Annotated in this window: 15 protein-coding genes; 11 read left to right on the forward strand and 4 right to left on the reverse strand. The window is 53.8% G+C overall.

Annotated elements, in window-relative coordinates; all coding sequences use genetic code 11:
• The first annotated feature begins 28 nt into the window (after window positions 1-28).
• From L6439_RS12295 to L6439_RS12325, 7 genes are all read left to right on the forward strand, one after another.
• Complete coding sequence (locus L6439_RS12295; protein WP_213471179.1) at window positions 29-14,038, forward strand: non-ribosomal peptide synthetase; 14,010 nt, start codon at window positions 29-31, stop codon at window positions 14,036-14,038.
• 27 nt (window positions 14,039-14,065) lie between these two features.
• Window positions 14,066-14,215 (forward strand): hypothetical protein, encoded by a 150-nt coding sequence (locus tag L6439_RS12300; RefSeq protein WP_168183085.1) that lies wholly within the window; start codon window positions 14,066-14,068, stop codon window positions 14,213-14,215.
• Between the two features lie 164 nt (window positions 14,216-14,379).
• Window positions 14,380-14,997: a TetR/AcrR family transcriptional regulator gene (locus tag L6439_RS12305; RefSeq protein WP_237096911.1), complete on the forward strand. Its 618-nt coding sequence runs from the start codon at window positions 14,380-14,382 to the stop codon at window positions 14,995-14,997.
• A gap of 65 nt (window positions 14,998-15,062) precedes the next feature.
• Window positions 15,063-16,298 carry an MFS transporter gene (locus L6439_RS12310; RefSeq protein WP_168183083.1) on the forward strand — a complete coding sequence of 412 codons (1,236 nt, stop codon included), beginning with the start codon at window positions 15,063-15,065 and terminating at the stop codon, window positions 16,296-16,298.
• 63 nt (window positions 16,299-16,361) lie between these two features.
• The gene (locus L6439_RS12315) at window positions 16,362-17,036 is read left to right on the forward strand and encodes a thioesterase II family protein (RefSeq protein ID WP_237096912.1); all 675 of its coding nucleotides are present in this window, start codon (window positions 16,362-16,364) and stop codon (window positions 17,034-17,036) included.
• 495 nt (window positions 17,037-17,531) lie between these two features.
• On the forward strand, window positions 17,532-17,852 hold the full coding sequence (locus L6439_RS12320; RefSeq protein WP_172879205.1) for a transposase: 321 nt from the start codon (window positions 17,532-17,534) through the stop codon (window positions 17,850-17,852).
• A 50-nt stretch (window positions 17,853-17,902) separates the two neighbouring features.
• A complete protein-coding gene (locus tag L6439_RS12325; protein WP_237096890.1) occupies window positions 17,903-18,784 on the forward strand; it encodes an IS3 family transposase in 882 nt (293 codons plus the stop codon).
• Between the two features lie 645 nt (window positions 18,785-19,429).
• Here L6439_RS12325 and L6439_RS12330 read toward each other — a convergent pair.
• From L6439_RS12330 to L6439_RS12335, 3 genes are all read right to left on the reverse strand, one after another.
• A complete protein-coding gene (locus tag L6439_RS12330) occupies window positions 19,430-19,669 on the reverse strand; it encodes a hypothetical protein (protein ID WP_168180125.1) in 240 nt (79 codons plus the stop codon).
• 179 nt (window positions 19,670-19,848) lie between these two features.
• Window positions 19,849-19,983: a hypothetical protein gene (locus L6439_RS29310; RefSeq protein ID WP_269155986.1), complete on the reverse strand. Its 135-nt coding sequence runs from the start codon at window positions 19,981-19,983 to the stop codon at window positions 19,849-19,851.
• A 128-nt stretch (window positions 19,984-20,111) separates the two neighbouring features.
• Window positions 20,112-20,513, reverse strand: coding sequence for a M48 family metalloprotease (locus L6439_RS12335; protein ID WP_168180126.1), 402 nt, complete (start codon window positions 20,511-20,513; stop codon window positions 20,112-20,114).
• 311 nt (window positions 20,514-20,824) lie between these two features.
• Between L6439_RS12335 and L6439_RS12340 the strand changes: the two genes are divergently transcribed.
• Window positions 20,825-23,836 carry a KAP family P-loop NTPase fold protein gene (locus L6439_RS12340; RefSeq protein WP_213471406.1) on the forward strand — a complete coding sequence of 1,004 codons (3,012 nt, stop codon included), beginning with the start codon at window positions 20,825-20,827 and terminating at the stop codon, window positions 23,834-23,836.
• A gap of 113 nt (window positions 23,837-23,949) precedes the next feature.
• Window positions 23,950-25,110: a DUF6348 family protein gene (locus L6439_RS12345; protein ID WP_213471405.1), complete on the forward strand. Its 1,161-nt coding sequence runs from the start codon at window positions 23,950-23,952 to the stop codon at window positions 25,108-25,110.
• Window positions 25,111-25,222: 112 nt separating this feature from the next.
• Here L6439_RS12345 and L6439_RS12350 read toward each other — a convergent pair whose 3' ends face one another.
• The gene (locus tag L6439_RS12350; protein ID WP_213471404.1) at window positions 25,223-25,999 is read right to left on the reverse strand and encodes a Cof-type HAD-IIB family hydrolase; all 777 of its coding nucleotides are present in this window, start codon (window positions 25,997-25,999) and stop codon (window positions 25,223-25,225) included.
• Window positions 26,000-26,133: 134 nt separating this feature from the next.
• On the opposite strand from L6439_RS12350, the gene L6439_RS12355 reads away from it, so the two are divergent.
• Entirely contained in the window at window positions 26,134-26,409 is a 276-nt protein-coding gene (locus L6439_RS12355; protein ID WP_213471403.1) for a hypothetical protein, read from the forward strand.
• 100 nt (window positions 26,410-26,509) lie between these two features.
• A complete protein-coding gene (locus L6439_RS12360; RefSeq protein ID WP_210429447.1) occupies window positions 26,510-26,617 on the forward strand; it encodes a sporulation protein YjcZ in 108 nt (35 codons plus the stop codon).
• The last annotated feature ends 26 nt before the right edge of the window (window positions 26,618-26,643 follow it).

Raw genomic sequence — 26,643 nt, forward strand, 5'->3', positions numbered from 1 at the left:
TCATTCGTCAGGAAGGACGTGAGGGAAGATGAGCAAGCCGGACATCGCCGACATTTATCCATTATCGCCTATGCAGGAAGCTCTGCTTTTTCATTCGCTTTACGACCAGGGAGATGTGTATTTTGAACAAATGATTTTTACGCTGGAAGGAAGCGTGAATATCCGGGCCATGGAGTCCAGCTTGAATGCCGTCATCCGCCGTTACGATATTCTTCGGACCATTTTTATTCATGACAAGATCAACAGGCCCAGGCAGGTGGTGCTCAAGGAACGGACGCTGCAGCTCGAAACAGTCGATGTATCGGAACGGAGCAAGGCTGAGCAGCGCGATGTCATTCAGCGGCTTGCCGAAGAAGACAGACAACGCGCCTTCGATCTGTCCAAGGATCTGCTGCTTCGTCTCAAGCTGATCAAGACGGGGGAATACGCGTATGATCTGATCTGGAGCAATCATCATATTTTGCTGGATGGATGGTGTCTGGGAATTCTGTTCCAGGAGTGGTTTTCTTTATATAAAGAAGAGAACGGCGGAGAGAAGGCCCGGCTCCCGCGCGTCATTCCGTACAAGAACTATATTCGATGGCTCGAATCTCGCGATCAGACGGAAGCGCGGAAGTATTGGCGGGATTATTTATCAGGCTACGAGGCCATCGAGGTTCTTCCTGTCCAACGTACGGCCTTGCACCAGGAAGCTCCCCGCATCGAGGAAATCATGTTCAATCTTGGCACGGAGCTTACGGAACGGCTTGTTGCCTTATCCCGGAGGTATCAGGTCACGATGAACAGTTTGTTCCAGACCGTGTGGGGAGTCATGCTTCACTATTACAGCGACGCCGAAGACGTCGTCTTCGGAACCGTCGTGTCGGGCAGATCTCCCTCCATCCCGGATGTGGAGAAGATCGTCGGATTGATGATCAATGCCGTTCCGGTCAGAATACAAGCCGCGCCGGATCAATCCTTTGCCCAATTGCTGATGAAGACGCATCAAAATGGGATCCTGTCCGAGGAGCACAGCTTTCTCTCTCTGGCGGAGATTCAGTCGGAAACCGGAATTGCGCCCCTGTTCAATCACATCTTGGTCTATGAAAACTATCCTTCCAGCGAGAGCATGTTCGATACGGACAAACTGGACCTGGGCTTCAAAATTACCTCCATCGAGGCTTTCGAGCACACCAATTATGATTTGAATATATCCATCGGTCCTGGCGCAGAGCTGCGCGTCAAAATGAACTATAACAATCGGGTCTATTCCGCGGACGCGATCGAACGGTTATTCCGCCATTTGGAACATGTCTGCCTGCAAGTAACGGCCGATCCGGACAGGAAGCTGCCGGATATCGAGGTGCTTACGCCGCAGGAAAAATGGAATATAGCCGCGTTCAACGAGACTGCCGCAGATTATCCGCGGGAACGGACGCTCGTGGAGCTGTTCGTCGCCCAAGCGCTGCAGCATCCGGATCATCCCGCTGTCGTCTTCGGCAGCGAGCAGTGGACCTATTCGGAGCTTCATGAGCGATCCGAGCAATGGGCAAGGGGCTTGCAGCGGCGAGGCGTCGCGATCGGCGATGTGGTCGGACTGGCCGCGCGCCGTTCGGCGGATATGATCGCCGGCATGCTTGCCGTCCTCAAAGCAGGGGCCGCCTATATTCCGCTCGATCCCGATTTCCCGGAGGAGCGGCTGACCGGCATCCTCAACGACAGCGGGGCGAGGCACCTGTTCCTGTTGACGGCGCTTCGTCTTCCCGGGTTCCAAGGGGAGACCATCCTGGCCGGCGACTTGGAGCCGGCTGGAGACGACGATGCCCGGACGGCGCCGGCATGCGGTCTGGAACTGAGCCCGGACAGTCCTGCCTATATCATCTATACGTCCGGTTCTACCGGACAACCGAAGGGAGTCGTGGCCACCCACAGAAACGTGGCGAAAACCATTCTGAACAACGGTTATGTTCAACTGGACAGATCCGACCGGATATTGCAAATATCCAATTATGCCTTCGATGGCGCAACCTTCGACATCTACGGCGCATTGCTGCATGGCGCCACGCTTGTGCTCCTGTCCCGGGAAGAGCTATTAAGCGCGGAATTGCTGGCGGCGTCCTTTGATAAATACTCCATTAGTGTGGCCTTTATGACCACGGCGCTGTTCAACGCGCTGGTCGACTGGGATCCGACTTGCTTCAACAATCTTCGCCGCGTCTTGTTCGGCGGGGAAAAAGGGTCGGTAAAGCATGTGAACAAGGCGCTGGCGGCCCTCGGGCCAGGACGCCTGCTTCATATGTACGGACCGACGGAAACCACGGTATATGCGACCTGTCATCCGGTAACGCAGCCGGATGCGCTTCCCATCGGCCGTCCGATTCATAATACGACGGCGTATGTGCTCAATCGGCGCCGGCAGCCGATGCCCGCAGGAGTGCCGGGCGAGCTCTACATCGGCGGCGAGGGGCTTGCACTAGGGTACTGGCGTCAGCCTGAACGGACAGCCGAACAGTTCATTGCGAATCCTTTCTCGCCGGGAGAAAGGCTGTACAGGACCGGGGATCGGGTCCGAATGCTGCCGGACGGAACGATAGATTTTCTCGAGCGGATAGACCAGCAGCTCAAGATTCGGGGACACCGGATCGAGCCGGGAGAGATTGCCGAGGAATTGAAGGCTCTTCCCGGGGTGCAGGACGGATTAGTCATTCCGTGGCGGGATAAGCAGGGCCATGACTGCCTGTGCGCCTATATCGTGCCTGAGCGCGGCGTTCCTGTCTCCGAAGAGGACGCGCAAGCGAACGGACATGAACGGATACAGAGCTGGCGGAAGGCATTGAAGGACCGCCTGCCCGAATATATGATTCCGGCATCGTTTCAGATGGTAGAGTCGTTTCCGTTGACCCCGAACGGAAAGGTGGATCGCCACAGACTTCCCGAACCGCGGAGGCCGGTTCAGGGAGCGCGTGTTCCGCTGACGGGTGACACGGAGGCGGCGCTTGCGAAAATATGGGGCGAAGTGTTGGGAGCAGAGCGGTTTGGAGCGGACGATCATTTTTTTGAGCTCGGGGGGCACTCGCTGAAAGCGATGATGCTGACCGCCAAAATCCATAAGGAGCTCGGAGTCCGTCTGACGCTGCATGAGGTGTTCCAGAACCCTGTGCTGCGGGAGATGGCGGCATGCATCAGGACGGCGAAGCAAAGCGATTACGAGCCGCTCCTGCCCGCTCCTGAACAGGAGGCCTATCCGGCTTCCTCCGCTCAGAAGAGGGTGTATATTGCGCAGCAGCTCGATCCCGGACAGACGAGCTACAATATGCCGATGGTGCTGGAAATTGAAGGGACAATCGACAAAGCGAAGCTGGAGCAGGCCTTTATCCGGTTGATCGAGCGCCATGAATCGTTAAGAACCTCATTCGCGTGGTCCGGCGGCATGCTGTGCCAGCGGGTGATCGGGCGCGACGAGTTCGCCTGGAGTCTGGATTGCCGTCAAGCGCGTCCTGAAGATCGGGGCTCGGATCGGCCCGAGGCGGCGGAATCGGAAGAGCGGCAGAGCAGGATCACCCGCTTGCTGCGCTCGTTCATCAGACCCTTCGATCTGGGCAGCGGTCCGCTCATCCGGGCCATGCTTGCCGAGTTCAGCGATCGCCTCAGCGTACTGTTCATTGACATTCACCATATTGTGTGCGACGGCATCTCCATGGGGATTATCTATCGGGATCTGACCCGGCTCTACCGGGGGGAAGCCTTGTCTCCCGCGAAGATACAGTACAAGGATTATGCCGTCTTTGAGCAGCGCAACCGGAACCATGAGAGATACGAATCGAACCGGAAATACTGGAAGGAGCAGTTCGCAGGCAAGCTGCCGGAAGCGGAACTGATGACGGATTATGTTCGTCCATCCATACGCTCCTATGATGGCCGAACGCTTGCATTCCAGCTCGATCCGCGTATGACCGGGAGGCTCAAAAGGCTTGGCGCCGCGCAGGGAGCCACGTTGTATATGGTCCTGCTGGCGGCCTACAACCTGCTGCTGTCGAAGTACAGCGGCAAGGAGGACATTGTGGTGGGAGTACCGACTGCCGGCAGGCATCATGAGGATGTGCAAGGGATTGTCGGCATGTTCGTCAATACGCTGGCGCTGCGCACTCACGCGGACGGCTCGCTGCCGGTCCAAGAGTGGATCGGGCGCGTGAAGGAAGGCATCATGAGAGCGCAGGCCCATGGGGACTATCCGTTGGAGGATCTGCTTGAAGATCTGGATTTGTCCCGGGATCTCAGCCGTCATCCGCTGTTCGATACGATGTTCGTTCTGCAAAACATGGACATTGAGCCGATCGAGATGGATGGCACGACGTTCCGGACAGCGGAGTGGGAGTGGCGGCATGCCAAATTCGACATGACCTGGAGCGGACGGGAGTCGGTGGAAGGCATGACCTTTGTCGTGGAGTTCGCTGCCTGCTTATATGAACCGGCCACGATACAACGGATGATTGACCATTTCATCGTGATCCTGGAGCAAATGACCGCGTCCCCTGACCGGCTGCTGCGGGACATCGATATGCTGACGGCGGAAGAAAGAGCCTGGCTGGCTGCCCGGAATGAGACGGCCGCTTCTTATCCCGCTCAGGCCTCGGTCTCCTTATTGTTCGAACAGCAGGCGGCCGTCTCCGCCGATCATCCCGCGCTGATCTATGGAAGCAGAATGATGACCTACCGGGAGCTGAACGAGGCCGCGAAGCGGTTCGCCGCCGTGCTGGGAAGCAAGGGAATCGGACGCGGGGATCGGGTTGGTCTTCTGGCGGAGAGATCGATGGAAATGATGATTGCGATTTTCGGCATATTGAGGACGGGAGCGGCTTATGTTCCTCTCGATCCGGCTTTTCCGGAGGAGCGCAAGCTGGATATCCTGAACGATTGCGGGGCGCGATGGCTGGTAGCTACGGACGGGCTGGACGTTTCTCAATTTCAAGGCGGATACCTGGAGTACGGGATCACGGTCCGGGAAGCGGATGCATGGTCAGGCATGTTAGCGGAAGAACGCGAGCTTGCCGCCGGCCCCGGCCCGAATGATATTGCTTATATTATGTATACTTCCGGTTCCGCGGGGAAGCCGAAGGGGGTTCTTACCAGCCATCGCAACATTGTAAAGACGAGCGTGAACAATGGCTTTGCGAATCTGACGGGGGAAGACCGGATGCTGCAGTTGTCGAATTACGCCTTTGACGGATCCACCTATGAAATTTTCGGGGCATTGCTCAACGGAGCGACGCTGGTGTTGATATCGAGGGACGATCTGCTGGATGCCGCCGAGCTCGCCAGGATTATGGACGAGCAGCGCGTGACTTCCGCTTTTATGACCGCAGCGTTGTTCAATACGATGGTCGATTATCATCTGGAGTGCTTTAAGCATATGCGGAAGCTGTTTTTTGGCGGGGAGGCGGCATCCGTCCAGCATGTTGCGAAGGCCCTTGATTATCTGGGCGAGAACCGGATAGTCAACAGCTACGGGCCGACGGAGACGACCGTGTTCGCGACAACGTATCCCGTCCGGAAGCAGGTTATCGGGAAGCGAAGCGTTCCGATTGGCAAGCCGATCCGCAACACGCAAATCTATGTGCTGAACCCATGGGGGCAAATGCAGCCTCCAGGCATACCCGGCGAATTGTATATTGGCGGAGGCGGCGTAGCCCAGGGATATTTGAACCGACAGCAGTTGACCGAGCAGCGCTTCTTGCCGAATCCTTTCCTTCCGGGAGAGAAAATGTACAGGACGGGCGATCTCGCGCGCTGGCTGCCGGACGGCGAGCTGGAATATTTGGGACGGCTCGATCAGCAGGTCAAGATCCGCGGCAATCGCGTCGAACCGGGAGAGATCGAGAGCAAGCTGATCTCTCTGACGTCTGTTCGGGAAGCCGCCGTCATCCCGAAAAGAGATTCGCGCGGATCCGTCTATTTATGCGCCTATGTAGTCTATGAACAAGGCGCCGCCGAACGGATGAAGGAGGAAAGGGAAGCTGCGCACTGGCAAAGGAAGCTGAGACGAACGCTCCCGGATTATATGATTCCGGCCGCATTTGTCGTGCTTGACGCCCTCCCTCTCACGGCGAATGGGAAAATCGATCGGTCCGCCTTGCCGGAACCAAGTCTGGCCATGCCGGACGGCGCGAAGGAAGCTCCTGGCAATGAAGATGAGGCCAAGCTGCACAGGCTGTGGGCGGAAGTGCTCGGGGTTGACGGTCACGGCATCGATGATCATTTCTTTGAACTGGGCGGACATTCCCTTAAAGCGATGCAGCTTGCGGCCAAGGTTCACCAATGCTTTGATGTCAAGCTTCGGCTGCAGGATATATTCAATTACCCGACGATCCGGGAACAGGCAACATTTATCAGGGGAGCGGAACACAAGCGGTTAGATCGTGCTTCCATTCCTTTGGCACCGGTGCAGGATGACTATCCGGTGACCCCGGCTCAAAAAAGACTGTATATCGTCTCGCAGTATGAGCATGCCGGGACGAGCTATAATATGCCGATGGCGCTTCGGATAGTCGGAGACCTGAACATTCCGGCGCTGGAGCGGGCGTTCATTCAGCTCATCGGGCGGCATGAGTCCTTGCGGACTTCTTTCCATATGGACGGGGACGAGGTCAAGCAGCGGATTCACCCCGTGAGCCAACTGGGCTGGCAGCTGGAGGTTCTGGAGATTGCGGAAGATGACAGCGCACATCCGGCTGCATCGGGCGAGAACGCCGGCGGCTTGCCGGCGCCGTGGATCCGGCCGTTCGACTTGGCCGCACCTTGCCTGCTGCGCGCAGTCCTGTGGAAGATGCAAGAGAAGGGCTATCTGCTCTTCATTGATATTCATCATATTGTATCGGATGGCGTGTCGACTGCGGTTTTATATGACGAGTTGTTCAGGTTGTACAGCGGAGAGGAGCTCCCGCCGCTTGACATACAGTATAAGGATTATGCCATGTGGGAGCAGGATCGCCGGGGAAGTGAATCCTATGCAGCCGCGAAGTCTTACTGGCATGCGTTGTATCGGGAGCCTGCGCCTGTGCTCGAACTTCCTCTGGATAGAACCCGGCCGCGCGTTCAGCGCTACGAGGGAGCCAAATATTCCTTCACGCTGCCAGGCGGGCTGGTCTCTAAGCTTACAGAAAAATCCAAGGATCAGGAAATCACGGTATTCATGGCGTTATTGTCCGCATATTTTATCCTATTGTCCAAATACTCCGGCCAGGAGGATATCGCGGTCGGGATGCCGGTCGCGGGAAGAGATCACGCGGATACGGAATCGCTCATCGGCATGTTCGTAAAAACGCTGGCTTTGCGCAGTTATCCAAAAGCCGATCTGCGGGTTGGGGAATATGTCGGTCAAGTGAAGAAGGCGGTGCTCGAAGCGTATGAGCACTCCGTTTATCCGTTAGAGGAACTGCTGGAGCATGTGGACTTGGCCAGAGATCCGAGCCGGCATCCGTTCTTTGATACATTGTTCGTGCTGCAGAATATGAGCATCGCCAAGCTGGAATTGCCGGGCCTGCTTATTGAGCAAGAGGAGGCGCCCCTTGACCGCTCGAAGTTCGACATGACCTGGGCAGGGCTGGAAAAGGAAGATCAAATTTTGATGACGATCGAATACAATACCGAGATCTTTTCCCATGCCACCATCAGGCGAATGTCCGTGCATTATGAGCATATTCTGCGCCAGATGGCGGAACAAGAGGCGTCGCGCATCCGCGATATCGAGCTGATCACCGAGGGAGAGCGGCTTGAGCTGCTCCGGCTGGAGGGCGGATCGGCGGATTATCCGCGCGAGGCGAGCATTCCGGAGCTGTTCGCGGAGCAGGCGCGGCTTCGTCCGAATCATCCGGCGCTCGTATGGGGCAGCGAACAGGTCGCCTATGGGGAGCTGCGCGAGCGGGCGCAATGTCTGGCCGATAGGCTCAGACAGAGGGGAGTCGGCACGGGAGAAGCGGTCGGACTGATAGCGGACCGTTCGATCGGGATGATCGAGTCCATCCTCGGGATTCTGGCCGCGGGCGCGGCGTATGTGCCGCTGGATCCGGGCTTTCCGCCCGAGCGGCTTGCGCAAATGCTGGAGGATAGCGGCGCCCGGATCCTGCTCGCGCAGGACGGCATGGCCGTGCCCGGCTTCACGGGCATCACGCTGCCGCTGGACGAGGGGCCGCGGGCGGAAGCCGGGACGCGGGCGGCGGTGGAGGACCTGACCATTCCGGCGGAATCCGCGGCTTATATCATGTACACATCCGGTTCGACCGGCACGCCCAAAGGCGTGATGATTACGCACCGGAACGTGATCAAAACCAGCATCCGCAACGGATTTATGGAGATGCTGCCCGAGGATCGGGTGCTGCAGCTGTCCAATTATGCTTTTGACGGCTCGACGTATGAGATTTTCGGAGCGCTGCTGAACGGGGCGACGCTGGTTCTCCTGCCGAAGCACAGCGTGCTGGACGCCGGGGAGCTGGCGAGGACATTCGAGGAGCAGCGCATTACTACGGCCTTCATGACGGCGGCTCTGTTCAATACCGTCGTGGATTGGGATGTAACCTGTCTGAAGCATGTGCGGAAGCTCTTCTTCGGCGGAGAGGCGGGCTCGAAGAAGCATGTCGTGAAGGCGCTGGAATATCTGGGGCCGAACCGGATAGCCAACGGCTACGGGCCGACGGAGACGACCGTGTTCGCGACGACGTACACGGTGGATGAGAGCATGCGGGAGCGGAGCAGCGTGCCGATCGGCAGGCCCGTGAACAACACGCGGGTCTGCGTCCTGAACCGCTGGGGGCAGCGGCAGCCGGTCGGGGTGCCGGGAGAGCTGTACATCGGGGGAGACGGATTGGCCCGGGAATATGTGAATCGGCCGGATCTGACCGCCGAGAAATTCGTTCCGAACCCGCTCGTGCCGGGGGAGAGGGCATACCGGACCGGGGATCTCGTGCGCTGGCTGCCGGATGGGAATCTGGAATTTCTGGGCCGTCTGGACAGACAGGTCAAAATACGGGGGAACCGCATCGAGCTCTCGGAAGTGGAGAGCCGGCTCCGCTCGCTGGCGGAGGTGCAGGAGGCTGCCGTCGTTCCGGGCCGGGACGAGCAGGGGCATTCCTTCCTTGCGGCTTATGTCGTTCCCGCGGTTGCGGAGCAGGAGGGGCTGGCGGCCCTAATTCGCGAGCGACTGCAGCGGCTGCTTCCGGATTACATGGTGCCTTCCAGCTTCACGCTTCTTGACAAGCTTCCGCTGACAGGCAATGGGAAGGTGGACGCGGCTTCTCTGCCCGCGCACCAGCGGCTGGGAAGCGGGGATTGCCAAGCGCCGGCGAACGAGACGGAGCACCGGCTTGCTGAGATTTGGGCGGACCTTCTTGGCGTCCGCCAGGTCGGCGTCAACGATCACTTTTTTGCGCTTGGCGGCCACTCGCTGAAGGCGATGACGCTTATCGCTCGAATTCACAAGGAGTTTCATGTGAAGCTGTCGCTTCAAGACGTGTTTGCCCGCCCTACCGTTCAAGAGCAATCCGGACTGATACAACAGGAAAAGGGGCGCGACACGCACGTGCCGCTGATGCCTGCTCCGAAGCAAGATACTTATCCGGTCTCCTCCGCCCAATGGAGGCTGTACTACATTCAGCAGCTGGATAAGGAAGGTACCAGCTATAATATGCCGATGGCCTTCGAGCTTCGCGGCCAGCTTCATGAGGGACGGCTGCGGAAGGCATTTGCCTCCTTGATTTGCCGGCACGAATCCTTGCGTACCACCTTTGCCATCGTCGGGGAAGAACTAAGGCAGAAGATATGGCCCGCCGGCGAACTGCGCTTTCACCTGGAGCAAGCCGAATATTCGGGTGACGCGGAAGATGAGGCCGGGATCCGTGCGAGGACGGAGGAATATATCGGTTCCTTTGTTCGCCCGTTTCATCTCTCTGAACCGCCGCTTTTCCGTGCCGGACTGCTGCGGTTGTCCGCAACGCGGCATTTGCTTGCCATCGATATTCACCATAGCGTCTCTGACGGAATATCGACCGGAATTATGATGAGAGAGCTATTTCAGCTCTACGAAGGACAGGAGCTTGCGGACGTCTCCATACAATATAAGGATTATGCCGTATGGGAGCAGCGGCAGAAGCAAGGCGGAATGTATCGCCAGAACGAGAAGTTCTGGCTGGATCTCCTCCAGGGAGAACTTCCGGCATTGAGGCTTCCCTACGATGCTTCCCGTTCCGGGAACGAGGCATCGGAAGGAGCGGAAGCCCGGCTTCGGATAGACAGGGAAGTCACCCGTCTGCTGGAAGAGCTTGCCGCCACTCGCCGCACGACACTCTTTGCCGTGCTGCTCGCAGCCTACTCGATTCTGCTGTCCAAGTATTCGGGAGAGGAAGACATGATCATCGGCACGCCTATCTCCGGCCGCCAGCATGCGGATGCGGCAGAAATCGTGGGGATGTTCGTCAATACGCTGCCGCTTCGGCTTGCGCCGCGGGGAGATCTGGAGCTGCATTCTTATATCGGCGAGGTCGGGGATCGGCTGCTTGACGCCTTCGAGCATGGCATGTATCCGCTGGAAGAACTCATGGAGAAATTGAATGTGCCAAGAGATGCAAGCAGGCATCCTCTCTTTGATACCCTGTTCATATTGCAAAATATAGAGGAATTTTCGTTCGCGGATACGGAACTGCATATACGCCAGCTGAATGCCGGAACCCGGGAACCCAAGTTCGATATGACATGGGGGGCGGTGGAGACGAGTGACGGGTTGTCCGTTACCGTGGAATATAACCGCAGCTTGTTCTTGCCGGGAACCATAGAGAGGATGCTGGCGCATTATGAGCATATTCTGCGCCAGATGGCGGAACAAGAGGCGTCGCGCATCCGCGATATCGAGCTGATCACCGAGGGAGAGCGGCTTGAGCTGCTCCGGCTGGAGGGCGGATCGGCGGATTATCCGCGCGAGGCGAGCATTCCGGAGCTGTTCGCGGAGCAGGCGCGGCTTCGTCCGAATCATCCGGCGCTCGTATGGGGCAGAGAACAGGTCGCCTATGGGGAGCTGCGCGAGCGGGCGCAATGTCTGGCCGATAAGCTCAGACAGCGGGGAGTCGGCACGGGAGAAGCGGTCGGACTGATAGCGGACCGTTCGATCGGGATGATCGAGTCCATCCTCGGGATTCTGGCCGCGGGCGCGGCGTATGTGCCGCTGGATCCGGGCTTTCCGCCCGAGCGGCTTGCGCAAATGCTGGAGGATAGCGGCGCCCGGATCCTGCTCGCGCAGGACGGCATGGCCGTGCCCGGCTTCACGGGCATCACGCTGCCGCTGGACGAGGGGCCGCGGGCGGAAGCCGGGACGCGGGCGGCGGTGAAGGACCTGACCATTCCGGCGGAATCCGCGGCTTATATCATGTACACATCCGGTTCGACCGGCACGCCCAAAGGCGTGATGATTACGCACCGGAACGTGATCAAAACCAGCATCCGCAACGGATTTATGGAGATGCTGCCCGAGGATCGGGTGCTGCAGCTGTCCAATTATGCTTTTGACGGCTCGACGTATGAGATTTTCGGAGCGCTGCTGAACGGGGCGACGCTGGTTCTCCTGCCGAAGCACAGCGTGCTGGACGCCGGGGAGCTGGCGAGGACATTCGAGGAGCAGCGCATTACTACGGCCTTCATGACGGCGGCTCTGTTCAATACCGTCGTGGATTGGGATGTAACCTGTCTGAAGCATGTGCGGAAGCTCTTCTTCGGCGGAGAGGCGGGCTCGAAGAAGCATGTCGTGAAGGCGCTGGAATATCTGGGGCCGAACCGGATAGCCAACGGCTACGGGCCGACGGAGACGACCGTGTTCGCGACGACGTACACGGTGGATGAGAGCATGCGGGAGCGGAGCAGCGTGCCGATCGGCAGGCCCGTGCACAACACGCGGGTCTGCGTCCTGAACCGCTGGGGGCAGCGGCAGCCGGTCGGGGTGCCGGGAGAGCTGTACATCGGGGGAGACGGATTGGCCCGGGAATATGTGAATCGGCCGGATCTGACCGCCGAGAAATTCGTTCCGCATCCGCTCGTGCCGGGGGAGAGGGCATACCGGACCGGGGATCTCGTGCGCTGGCTGCCGGATGGGAATCTGGAATTTCTGGGCCGTCTGGACAGACAGGTCAAAATACGGGGGAACCGCATCGAGCTCTCGGAAGTGGAGAGCCGGCTCCGCTCGCTGGCGGAGGTCGAGGAGGCTGCCGTCGTTCCGGGCCGGGACGAGCAGGGGCATTCCTTCCTTGCGGCTTATGTCGTTCCCGCGGTTGCGGAGCAGGAGGGGCTGGCGGCCCTAATTCGCGAGCGACTGCAGCGGCTGCTTCCGGATTATATGGTGCCTTCCGTTATTGAATCCGTGAACGCGCTGCCGCTGACTTCCAATGGCAAGGTGGATCGCCGTTCATTGCCTCGACCGGTCCGGTCCGCACAGTCTGAATACGCGGCGCCGCATAATATGCTAGAACAGAAGCTGCTTCTGATGTGGTCTGACGTGCTCGGGATCGATCGCCTCGGAGTTGACGATCATTTCTTCGAACGGGGAGGCCATTCTCTCAAAGCCATGATACTGACGGCGCGTATCCGGCAGGAACTGAATGTCCGCATCGAATTGCAGTCCTTATTTCAGTACCCTACCGTTCGATTATTGGCGAACCGGCTCATGGCGGAAGGGGAAGCTCGGCGCTCCGGGAAGTATGAACCTGTCGAGCCTGCGCCTGAACAGGAAGTCTATCCGGCTACACCCTATCAGGCTTACGGCTATCTGAGCGGCCTAGGGAATACGAGCTGGAATATGCCTATGGCCTTTCTGCTCGAGGGCCCGCTTGATATCGGATGCCTGGAGCGCAGCTTTCAGCTCCTGATTGCACGACATGAAGCGCTTCGAACGACACTGGAGATGTTCGGCGATCAGATCGTGCAGCGAATTCAGCCGGAAGCCCGCTTTCAACTTGACATGGCAGCACCGGCATCCGAGGAAGAGCGTCTGCAGCTGATGAACTCGTTCATCCAGCCGTTTGCAGCATCCTCTTCACCGTGGCTGCGGGCGAAGATTCTCAAGCTGGATCAGGAAGCGCATGTGCTCCTGCTGGATATGCATCATGCGATTACGGATGGAACCTCGCTTGGCATTCTGCTTCAAGAGCTGTTCAAGCTGTACGGCGGCTCGACATTGCCGCCGGTCTCGCTGCATTACAAGGACTATGCGGTATGGCAGAAAAATAAGCTGGATCAGGGGGCGTTTTCGTCATCTGCCCGCTTCTGGACGAGTCATCTCGCAGGCTATCGCCCATTCCGGCTTGCTGCGGACCTTGAGCGGCAGAACGGACGGGATTCCGGCCACCATGGCGATTATGTCCGCGTCGAGGTGCCAAAAGAGCCGATTCATGTCCTGAAGCATCAGTTAAGCGCAAGCGCTACGAATTTCACCATTTTGTATTCCGCCTATTTGATATTGCTGCATCAGTTGACGCGGGAAACCGATCTGGTCGTAGGAACCTATGCGTTCAACCGCGAGCGTCCCGAATTGCAGGGAACGGTAGGATTGTTCATCAATTCCCTTCCGCTGCGGAACCGAATCGTGCCCGGACAATCCTGCCAGGACCTGCTCCAGACGATTCAGAAGCGCTTGAACGAGGCTTTCGAGCATCAGCATTACCCGTTCGAGAAGATGCTGGAAGACGCGGAGATTCCATTGGAGCCAGGCAAGAATCCGTTATTTTCCACCATGTTCAACCTGAATAATTTTACAGTTCGCCCTGTGGAGGCTGCCGCCGCGGAGCTGCAAGTTTCTCCGTATCCGTATGAGTGGGACTTCTGCGAATACGATATCTATGTAAGCGCTCAGGAGCTGGACCGCTCATTTGTTGTTCAATTCGACTATAGAACCGGGCTCTTCGAGCGCACGGCCATCGAACAATTGGCGGCCCATTACGCCCGGTTAGTCGAACAAATCGCGGCCGTTCCAACTGCGCCGGTGAAGGAATTGGCTTATATTAACATTTGCAGGGATTCTGTGTTACACTGACCTTAACGCCAATAAAGGAGGAGAAAAATGAAAAACAAATTTTTCAAATTCGGTGTCGTTAAAAGTGAGGAAGTGCCAGAGGAAGTAAATGAATTCGTCCGCGAAGCGGAGAAGCTTCCGGATATCATTGCTAACACGATTAGCGAGGCCTTTAAGGAGGACACGGAAGAGAAGTAGTACGCCGAATTCGCTTTGCATATACAGCTATTCCGCACTCGACGCCCTCTTGCATCAGGTGAACCGCAGATGAGATGCAGGAGGGCATCTTGCGGGATTGACGGTAATTTATGGGTGTGCTACGATTGGACTGACCGGTCAGTTTATTATTGGGGGGAGCTTGAATCGAGGTTAAACGAAGGAAAGATGTAGCCCAGATCAAGAAAGACATTGCGCGGAACACGAAGGAATTATTTGCCCAGAAAGGGTACAGCGCTACATCGATGGAAGAGATTTGTGCCGTCAACAATCGAAGCAAGGGCAGCATTTACTATCATTTCAAGAGCAAGGAAGAGCTGTTCATGTTTTTGATTAAGCTGAATAACGAAGAGTGGATGGACTCATGGCTGGCCAAGGAGTCTCAATATGAGACCGCCGTCGAGAAGCTGTACGGCCTCGCTGATCATTATGTCGACGATTTGGCGAATCCGCTCAATCATGCGATTCATGAGTTTGTCTCCGGACAGGTAGTGAGTCAGGAGATGCTGGATGAGATGCTGGCTCTTATACGGATTCCCTATATAACGTATGAGAAGATCATCTTGCAGGGGATTGAGCGCGGCGAATTGAAGCCCGATGAGACCCAGGATTTGATGTACGTCATCAGCGGTCTATTTAATGGCTTAAGCACGCTGTATTACGAGAAGGATCTGAAGGAAATTCGCCGGCTGTACAGGAAAGGGGTAGACAGTCTCCTGAAGGGGATCCAACGAGTTGAACCACGCAAGACAATGAAAGACTGATGCCGCTATCAGTTTTTCTTTTGAACTTCAATAGACCGAACGGTCGGTTTAAAAAGGAGTGTCCTATGAACCAGTTATTCAGAAACAAAGCCTTCCTTATTATTACAGGCTCTGATCTGCTTCAAAACCTGGCGATATGGGTGCGCAACATGGCGATTCTTTATTTCATCATGGAACAAACGCAAGGGGACCCTGTGGCCGTATCATTGATTACCGTGCTGGAGTATGTTCCGATATTTGTGTTTTCGATTATCGGAGGCGCGCTGGCCGACCGCTGGAATCCCAAGCGCACGATGATTACCGGCGATATTTTGAGTGCGTTGTCTATCGTCGCCATCATTGCCGTACTGGCTTCGGGTTATTGGGTGGTATTATATGCCGCCACTTTTGTTTCTTCGATTGTAAGCCAATTCTCACAGCCTTCGTCCGTGAAAATCATCAAGCGGAATGTCGGAGACAAGCATGTGCAATCCGCGATCGCGATCACCCAGAGCTCCCAGTCCCTGTTCCTGATTCTCGGCCCCATAGCAGGCACATTCATCTATACGGTCCTGGGGATTATGGCTTCCATGTACGCCCTTCTCGGTTTGTTTCTCGCCTCTGCCTTCATCCTTTCCTTTTTGCCCAAAGATACGGCAAGCAGGGACGCGGACACTTCGCTGCTTGCCGACATCAAGGAAGGCTGGGGCTACGTATTGCAATCCCGTTCACTGCGAATGTTAGCACTTGTGTTCATGTGCCTCGGCCTGTCCTCCGGACTTATTAATCCGCTTGAGATTTTTCTGGTTACGGAACGGCTCGGTCTTGAGCAAACCTCGGTTCAGTTCCTGGCGGGCGCCTCCGGATTCGGACTGCTGGCTGGAGGAGGAATTGCCGCGGCCGTCAGCGGCAGGCTGAATCAGAGCGCAACCCTCCTTTTCGGGATAGGTTTTCTGGCGGCAGCCACGCTAGGGGAAGTGCTCTCCGGATGGTTTTGGCTAACTCTGGTCGCCAGCTTCCTCAGTTCGGTCAGCCTGGCCTTTGTCAATGTCGTCATCTCCACGTATTTAGTGGCCAGAATCGATGAAGCGATGATCGGGCGAGTCAACGGAACCATCGCTCCGCTGTTCGTGGGAGCCATGCTGTTGGGTTCTGCTTCGTCCGGCGTACTGATGAACGCGACTTCGCTGTTCGCGGTTTATGCGGTTTCCGTGCTTGTTCTGTTTGTCAGCATATTGCCTGGGCGGCGAGTGCAGTTCGCAAGCAATAAAGCCGGCTCCGCCGCAGCGAATCTGGCTGTTCCAGGTCAAGCAGTAGAGTGAGAGGGGGAGTCTATGAACCGGATTCACCTTTTCTGTTTTCCTTATGCCGGCGGCTCGGCCATGATGTACTGCCGTTGGCGCAGCTTGCTTCCTGCATCTATTCAGATCCACCCGATTGAGTTATCAGGGAGAGGCAAAAGAATGAACGAGCCTTTCTACCAAACGATGGAGCAGGCGGTGGAAGACGCATATTTATCGATACCCGTCCATGTGCTTGACGAGCCGATTGCTTTCTTTGGATATAGCATGGGAAGCCTGATAGCCTATGAGCTAACCCGCTATTTACATGAAAAGCACGGAAAGGAGCCTATTCATTTGTTTGCGGCCGCTAGAAGGGCTCCCCAAATCCAGGGGGATGGGCAAAAACTGTACTGCCTCCCGGAAGCAGAGTTTTTGCAGGAAATTATCAAGCTGGGAGGGATGTCCGCGGAGGTGCTGGAGAACAAGGAACTCATGGAGATGATCCTTCCGCTGCTTCGGGCAGACATGCAGATTGTCGAAAAATATAGCTGGCGCGCGTCCAAAGCCGCCCTTCGTACGGATATTACGGTGTTGGCAGGCACCCGGGATGTTGTCCCCGACGAACATATGGAGGCATGGAAGGAAATGACTGCTGGCCGCTGCACGATTGCCAAGTATGAGGGAGATCATTTCTTCATACACCAGCACTATGAGCTTATTGGGGAGCATATAACGCGTGTATTGCTGCAATGGAAGGAAGCGGTCACGAGCGTCTGAACAGAGGCCCTTTCGGTTTCCTGATGGAAATCGAAAGGGCTGAATTTTTGCATCCGTTTAGAAGGGGTGAATGAGTCGCAAGCAAGATGTTAGCGGCTCGTCACAGTGAGACCTCATTCCCTAAGCCCGACACGCGGAAAAACTGCAAAATTGCAGCTTTCCCGTATGCCGTGTACTCCGTTACAGGGAATCCTGCCAAACTGCATCAATTTCCGATTTCCAACAGATAAAAAGAGAAAAGTCGCTGGAAATGATGTACTTTTCAGGCTGTTGAGAAAGAAGTTTTGAGTAGGGAAATGGATATTTCCACCATTCTGAAAACTGCACCATTTCCCTGGACACGCCCATCCGGCAGTCGAAATCCGCAAAACTCCACGATTTCTCCAGACGCTCCTATTCAGTAAGCGAAATCCTGCATAAACTCCTAGGCCCCCTAATTAAACTGGAGCTTCCGGCTCCAATATTATAAGCTGTTATCAGAGGGGGACAACTAGTATGGGAAAGCACTTTAGCAAGGAAAAACGCCTGCAAATTGTAAAGGAAGCAATGGCCGGCATTAAGGTGGGAACACTTGCCCGAATGTACGGTGTCCATCCGGAGACGGTACGTGTTTGGGTTAGAGACCACCGTGACGAAATTAGCCAAGAGGAGATACCCGCAGCAGACGAGCATCTGCAAGAACTCCGTCGACTTCAAGAGGTAGAGGCAAAGTTCGAGCAGGCAAAAAAGCTCCTGGGTGAAAAAGAGCTTGAGATCGAGATCCTGCGAGAAGTCGTAAAAAAGAAGAACCCCGCTTATCTGAAAGACTTGAAATAGCAGAACCGTTTATTAAGCGGGGGCATGCAGCAGCTAAAGTTCTGCGTATCCTGAAAGTTCGCGAATCGACGTACTATGGCCGGAAGAAACGAGAGGCATCCAGTACCGAAGAACAGGCTTCATGCGCTCTAAAAGGGCGTCCTGTGCCTGGATTTTCCTCTACGAACACGGGCCGGAAAGTTTCAGATGAACAGATTAAAGAATGGATGCTCGAACTCCTGGAAGGAGAAGAGCACATTTATGGGTATAAGAATTTGGCGCTGTGCCTCCGCAAACAACGTGGATTGATTCTAAACAAGAAAAAGGCGTACCGCATTTGCAAAGAGTTAGGAATTCTTCAGAAACAACGGAAGAAAACAAGCAAACATCCTCGAAGAGTACCGAGAAACCGGACGGTAACCGGGGTGAACCAGCTATGGCAAATTGATATTAAATATGGGTACGTGATTGGTCGCCAGCGTTTCTTTTTCGTGCTCAGTATCATCGATGTATTTGACCGCGTCGTCGTCGGACAATACCGGGGTTCCGTGTGTGAGGCCAAGCACGTCGTACAGACACTATGCCGGGCGCTACAAGAACGCCTGAATCCCGGCGATGAGTTGCCCACCGTCCGCACCGACAACGGGCCTCAGTTTGTCAGCAAGTTGTTTGGTGATACGTGCGAGAGTCTGGAGATCGTCCATGAACGCATCCCGCCACGCAGTCCGAATATGAACGCCTACATTGAGTCATTTCATAGCTTACTCGAACGTGATCTGTTCAGCCTGACGGAATTTATGACATTTGAAGAGGCCTATGAAGCACTTGATCGTTACATGGATTTCTACAACAACCGCAGAATGCATGGTAGCCTAAAGAGCATGTCACCATCGGAATACTCAAAGTGGGTCATGACGCTGGAGGACCGATCAAAATATCATCGGGCCGTGTAACCACGCGAAATAGGAAGCAATTCTAAGAACGCATCTTTTTTGGTGGACATGACTCCAGATATAGGGGGCCTAGCCGTAAATACAGCAATTCGATATGGACGACTATTCCAGAAACGCAATCCTGCAAAATTACAGGAATTTCCCCCGTTTCGCTTCGGTTTGAAGCAAAAGGGCCTAATATGATGTAGATTTGCAGCAATTCCTCGGGATGGGGACTCATTAAGCCGAAATTCCTGTAAAATAGCAGCAATTTCCTCCGCACGTCCAAGCCCCAGGAGGCAACGATGCTTCGAGCAGGCCGATAATGCTTCCAGCAGGCCGGATAATGCGATGATGCCCCCAGCATCCGACGCGGTCGCTTGGATCCCGTAAAATCAGGCCATTGAGTAGTCTATGGGGCTTTTTACTTGTGATGGATCTCTTCTCCCGGTAGAGAAAATCGATTTAAAACGCTCTAAGAGCCAAAGTTTGGATGAGGAAAATGGACCATCTCCACCCCTTCACAAAAAACAGGGGTTTTCCAACAGCCTGACTTTTGCAGGACTTTCATCAAATAGCGGCTCAAATCACGTAAATTGCTGCCATGACGCAGGATTACACTGTCCCATCCATCCTCCGCTGCTTTGTGATTAAACATCGTGCGCTTCACAACGCCGCCCGAATATCATCCAGCAGATAGCGCTGGCTTACTTTCTCCAGGCGGGCGAACTCTTCCTCGATCTGGCTTTTCAGCTTGCTGTCGGGGACATATCGCGGCGTCAGTCCCTGATGATGCTGCAGACTCCGTAATCTGTGCTGTGTTGGCGGATGGGTGGAATCCAGTTGTACAGCAATGGAATCGCAAATCCGTTGGACTCGCTTCTGCTCGCTTGCGGGGACATACATGCTCGATCTTCTGGCGGAATTCCCCGAACAAATCCGAAGCCAAGCGGTAGCGGGCAATTCGCTCAGCCGTTAGCCAGAATACGGAAGGGAGGTGGCATTTGCTTAAGGCCGAGCAAGCGGCATCGGTTCCAGCGATCTCGCCAGCGACTCGGTCCGCCAAATCCTCGGCGCGTTGGCTCTCATCCCAGACCGTAATACAGGACGAAAATCAGATTAGCCAGCAGCAGCCGGGCATAACGAATCGGTGCGGAGATCGGCCCGATCACTTCGCCCTCTTCGCAGTATGGATGCACGAACTCGTACCAAGAAGCCATAATATGCCTCGCTGACTCGGTAAACCAGGAACGGCTCACATCCTTATGCGCATGATGCGCGGTCTCGTGGGCGCGGATCGCGATCTTCTCCGACAGACTCAGTGCCGAAAATAGGGAGACTCCAATTCCTATGATCTTGGTTCGCCGCCGGCCGAACTTGGTAAAGTACGATATGAATTCGTCATCCGAATCTCGTCGATCGGCGGTGCTTGGATGGCTCCGGCAATGTCATCGGCGAGACGATACAGCCCAGGATATTCCTCCCTCCGCAAAGGCTGCCCCGATAGCTTCCGCCTGTAGGGCAGCATCAAGCCGATGAATAGAAGAAACAGGACAAAGGCAAGCTGGGTTAGCAATAACGAATGGCTATAAAAAAACCAATTCACCCCAATAATCGGCAGGCTGAAGGCAGCTGCATGGATACTTCCGGCTAACAGATAGGCGAGCGCTTTGCGCCAGGTCAAGGGATACGCAATCCGCTCGGTATGCAGATTCTCCTCAAGCAGATGATGTGATTTTTTGACCCCCATGCGGTAATTGATCCGTTCCAAGAGGCCCAGCGAAGAGATGTCGCACCAGTTCGGATCGATGTTCCAGTTGCATTATGATGAATTCATAGAAATTCCCTTATTATGTATCGGTAAATGACACCAAATTGTGAGCTGCCTGGAAAATAGGGGGCGATCTAACGTCTGAGCAGCATATGGTTCTGATTGCATACATTTGGGAAAAGATTAAGAATTATCTTTTAATTGTAATAATATACCTAATCGCATATTAGACATAAGACGAGAGGATAAACTAGCGCTGGTGTGAATAAAGGGATGGTGGGGATCAGAAGATGCCAGATACTAACGATAAGCGCGAATTTATGAAAATAAATCATTACCTGCTAGGTAAACTATTTTTATTCGGTGTCTTGCTAGCGGAGCTTGCACTTGGGGGTATCGAAGTTATTGTCGGTTTTTACAGCAGCTCCATTCATCATCAACAGGAAGCCTGGTTCTGGATGATAGGCGCGCTGTATCTTCTCATCATGATGTTCTGCCTCGTGAAAAGAGAGGTATGGAGAAACACCCGTAGCATCATAAGGAGCGGGAGGTACGATCTCCTCCTCGTTTTTGCTGCTGGCATACTCTCCATGTTCTTCGTTGGCGGGATTGGAATCGGAGATCTTCGGAATTGGGTTGCGGCGCTGGCTTGGCCGCATATGGCTGTGCTGTTCTCCCTTCCTCTCGTGTTCTGTGCGGCGGTAGCAGTGAGAGAGCGGCAGATGAATCGAATGACAAGGGTGTATAGGGATTCGAGCTTCATCAGTGATAAAGAAGGACGGGGCAGACATGATGATGCGTTTGAATTTTCAGAAATGGCCGTGAGATTTGCCGAGAGAGTATATAATCAAGGTTCGCCGGAAAGCTTGGTTTTTGGAATCGATGCGCCATGGGGAACAGGGAAATCGACCTTCGTCAATCTCTGCAAGGAACATTGGGACAACCACTACCATGATAAAATTATCGTGTACATGTTCGATCCGCTTCGGTTTGAGAACAGCGATAACCTGTTGGAGAAATTTACGGATGGCCTGTTGAAGGCGATACAAGAGAACCTTTTCGCCCCGGAACTGGAATCCTTGATGGCCAAGTATGTCAAGCTGTTACATGATTCGAATTTATCGTTGTCTATTATGGGATTTCGCTTTGGGTTGCCTTTCGACAAGTCCTCCATTGAGAAGACATTTGACAGGCTAGGCATAGTCCTGCGAAGCATCGATAAAAAAATCGTGATCGTGGTGGATGACTTAGACCGTTTAACCTTTTCCCATATTAAAGAGATCCTGTTCGTCGTTAAGAAATCCTTTCTTCTTCCCAATCTCTCTTATGTGCTCTGTTACGACACCGAAAATCTTACGGCCCTCGAGCATCAAAAATTAGATACGGAAAAAATAAATGAGTTTCTGGAAAAGTTTATCAACGTCAAAACGAGCTTGTACATCGATCATAAATTATTATTGAAATATTTCACCGAAAACACGGATAAATCATTGGCCAGAAACCTGCTCAGCAATCCCGAATTGGTCGCCAAAGCCGTCGAGGGGCTCAAGGATATCTTTCATTCCAAGGAATATGATTTGTACATTCCTTTTGTCGGTGATGCAAGAAAGCTGAAAAGACTTATTAATACGATGCTCTTGCTCGAGGTTGAACAGCTGGATTTCTCGAACTCTGATTTTGATAAGCATGATCTGATTCATCTGCTGATCATCTACATCCATTACCCGAATATTTTCAGAAAAATATACAATACGGAGGTGCAGGGGAAACGAGGATTTTTCTCGCTTGTTCGAAAATATGATGACGACTATCCGACGGACGATGATTCGCATAGCGAAGAAGATGTCTATAAAAATTCCACGAAGTATACGGCATTCTTGGAAGGTCTGACTGAACCGCAAAGGTTTATTTTAAATAAAGTGTTTGATGCCAAGCAAAGACTGGGATCCGGGAGAACGGTTTCTCAGGAGCAATTCACTTCGTATGCTTGTTTTAACGGCTCGAAGTGGAGTCCGGGCGGCAGAAATCTGGAACAGTACTTAAATCTGATCATTAAAGTATCCCGTCCGGCCCACACCGAGCAGTATAAATTTTATGTCAATTTGAAAAATGAAATGCTGTATCGAATAAGCATTACTCAGGTGATGCAGCGTGAAGAATTTTCTTTCTCCAGCGGAGAGGCCAACCACGAAAAAATTTGGCGGATTCTCATTAATTCACCGCACAGTGAATATACGCCGGACAAAGCAAAAGAAATCATTTCTTACGCCTTGGAGTCTCTGCCGCTCTATTCCAGTCTTGACATCCCCAAAATGAACGTTGGCTTTCGGAGCTTTACGCTTCTTTTTTTCATAGCGAAATTATTGGATAAAATCGGGTGGACGGATGAAGACGGGCAGCATTGGAATAACAGCGACAGCCATGTCGTACAAATTGCGGAATGGATATTTGGCGAAAAGCGGTATAGACAGAATGGAATATTGAATACCTTGGGCAAGCGGGAGAGAGGGCTTCTTGGGCTGCGCGATTTATTAATCTTCCGTTTGTGCTGCTGCGCGGACAGGGGCGGGGACATGTTTAATTTGTCCAGGGCGCTGTCCATACACGGCGGGCCCAATAATCCTACGGAAGGAAGCGTCAATGACATTGTAATCGGAGAAATGCGCGAGATCTCTCAATATATATTCCAGGTTTTCAAAAGCAGATATATCGACAAGCAAATCAATCTTTTTGATGAAGTGTTGGGGTTGGGGGCAGAAGAGATCTGCGGCCGATCTTACGGTTATCTTGCGTCGCAAATGACGGCAGCGGATTTACGCCATAAAATTCAAAGCTGGAAAGCGAAAATGCTGAACTTTATTATTTATCAATTGGGGAGCACGATTTACAGCAGCGGCATCCCTTGCGGCTATTATAATATGCAAGGCGATAGAGACGGGCAGGGCATCAATAAGGCGATGAACAGCTATCTTTTTCATACTTGCTTTGATCCAAAAGTAAACGAAAAAGGCTTTGATTATTTTATCTATTATCTTTTTATCAATTTTGAGACGACTTTAGGTCATACCAAGCAGCGCGTGCCGCGCCTGGAAGGATTTATCAAGGTTCTTGATAGAGAGCGTCTGAGAAACTATTGGAGAAAGCATAGGGATAGGATTAAAGAAAGGGAATGGAAGCGGGAAGATAAGTTGATCATTGGCGAACACGAAGCTTCTTATACCCGTGATTTAGAGGATACTTATAAAGTATTGGATGACTTATTGGAGCAGGAAGAAAGGCCGGCAAAAAAACATGAAACCTAATTTCCTCAGCTTGCGTGTTCCAAGATATGTATTGAAAACGCATTGAATTGACGATAAGTTAGAAGTAATGTCCCTGTAGTTGCAACTGTTGAAGTCGAGAGAGGAGATGCGAGATGAGCACAGAAAGAGAAGAATGGGCAGATTTGGATGATGATAAGATCGAGGACCCGGCACATTTCCTGCTGCACCGCGGAATGAGAGGACTGTTCGAGGCGGAAGAGATCGTAGAGGGAGATCATATCGTTATTCCCGCATGGCAGCTTGCGATCCGTCCTCATGTGGCCAGATGGACCGATCAGTCCGTTATGCTTCAGTTTCATTTGAGTTCCCCGAGATGGGATCGCGATATCTTGGAGACGTCGGCAGGCATGGGCGGCAGCCTGAAAGATGCTCTTGGCATGGCGATCGGAAGCTTTGCCCTGTCGTTAATGGAGGGTATCGCTTCCATGGAGCAGGACAGGGAGCCTGACCGCCTCCGCTCGCAATACGGTGACACGGAACATCATTGGAAGGTGTACAAGAGCAATATCGTGGGTCTCGGCGAGTCTTCCGACGAGATGCGCGCAACCCCGTATTGGGAAGCGCTCAAGGACGAGATTGCGAAGCGGGTTGGCAATCAGAAGCTCTGTTACATAAAAATCTATGGAGCGAAGCATGGGGACGATATTACCGGCGAATGCCGAATTAATAATATTCCAAGCCCTGAACTTGGCCAGATCGTAGCTGACATCGTAAGCCGATGGCAGGTCGAAGGCTTTGCTTCCCAGAAGCAATTTATTTTGCTGCGGCAGTCCGAGGAGACGTACACGCCGTATCCCTATCAGGCCGAGGAGATCGCGGCCGCTACGCGCTCCGCCGTTCAGATGTTCATGGAATGCGATACGCAGGAGAAGTATGAAGCCTTTCCGCAGCGGCTGGCTGAGCGCTTAGAGGATGCGAGCTTGGCGGAGGAGATGTACTCGTTTTTACCGGAAATTTGTGCGGAGCATGCCTTTGATTCGCTGACCTATAATGAGGAGTGTTTGCTATTTAGGGGAGAGGAATCTTTTTCCGTTTATCGGACCCAGTTTGCCAGCTATTATCTGATCTATGATGCTTTGTTTGAGGGGTTTCGCACGGATCAATTTGATGATGAGGTGTATAGGCAGTACATTGGCACCAGTTCGATATATAGTGTGATTTGCAAGGCGAGAGAGGAAGGCGCGGATCTGCTGGAGCATGGCGGCGTGCTGACGCTTTCCTTCGGAATGTCCGACCGCTATCAATTTCGATGAACAAGGGATGCGCGCGCATCGATAATGAGCAAAGCTCCTGTCCTACTGGCAGGAGCTTTGTTGTGAAGGGGGCAGCCGGACCATAGACAGCTCCCCCCCCCGTTGCGATCATTTATGCAATTAACCCGGCATGCCGCAACCCTTGTCGGATTCCGCCTTCATCTACCGAGGCGGTGACATAATCAGCACAAGGCAGCAGTTCGGGATGAGAGTTGCCCATCGCAATCCCGAGACCAACTTGCTGAAGCATTTCCATGTCATTGAGCCCATCGCCGAATGCGACGGCATTCTCCGGAGCGAGGTTCAATCGTTCCAGCATGGCTTTGATTCCGACCGCCTTGGAGCCGCCTTTGATCAAGATGTCCATCGCTTTGGAGTGCCAGCGGATCAGGCGAAGATCATCGAACACGTTGCTATATAAATGCTCGTCCTGCGCTTCGCAATGCAGGAACACTTGATAGATGTCGGACTTGCTCCAGAACTCGGGATCATAGCCCGGCCGATCGATGCGCAGGGAATCGATAGCTTCCAAGACGAAGGGATGGGCTTCGGCATTCGCGTAAAATTGCTCGCTGCCTTCAAACACCAGGGGATGCCGGTAGCGGCCCGCATATTCCACAAGCTTCTCTACACTCTCGCGTGGGAGAGGGCGCTGATAGAGGGGCTCGCCTTTGTACACGACATAGGCCCCATTTAAACTCACAAAAGATTCAATATGCAGCTGCTCGGCAAGCGGCTTGAAGAAGTAGGGGGCACGCCCCGTCGCGATGACGGGTTCAATCCCGTTTTCTTTCAACTCTGCAATGGCCTCGATCGTGTCTTGCGGCACTCGTTTCTCATCGTTGACCAACGTGCCATCGATGTCAAAAAATACAATGTTGTAGCTCATGTCTGGTCTCTGCTCCTATCTGTCTGTATCAATGCTGTTATGCTACCAGTGTAGCATTGATTCGGGTCTAGAATAAATAGCTTTCGTTTGAACAATGTGTTCCAAAGCGTAATATAGTGGATGAACAGCAGCTTTTGACCGAGCTACTGGAAGCTTGCCCTGAACTGCGCGCTCTGAAGGGCACTTTGGCCTGCTGCATTTGTGAACGGTACGTCAGATGGGCGGCATTGCTGGATAGCAAGCATCCTATTGCGGTGAAGTATCCATGCTTGTATGAACCTCTCATTGAAATGCTGCATAACGGGAACCGGGCCGGGGAGCGGGAAGAGCGGACAAGGCGGTTGATTGCGTTGCTGGAGCAAAAATCTATGCTCAATTATGCCGAGGCCTTGCGAGGGAACCAACAGTAAAGGATACAGCCTAATTATTTTCTGTATGGGATATAGCCAAGTCACAACGGCGGCAACCTCAATATGATGAGTATGAACCTAGGGAAAGGGGGTTGCTCGAATGGGTGAAGTTGGATCTTGCGGACTCGGCGGTCTCTGGACATCGACGGGCGTGATTTTGGTTCTGTTCATTTTGCTGGTTATCGTTTCCCGCGCTTTTATTTACTAATGACATAACTGTATCCTGCGTTGCGC

This window comes from Paenibacillus dendritiformis (assembly GCF_021654795.1).
In the GTDB taxonomy this organism is placed as follows: Bacteria; Bacillota; Bacilli; order Paenibacillales; family Paenibacillaceae; genus Paenibacillus_B.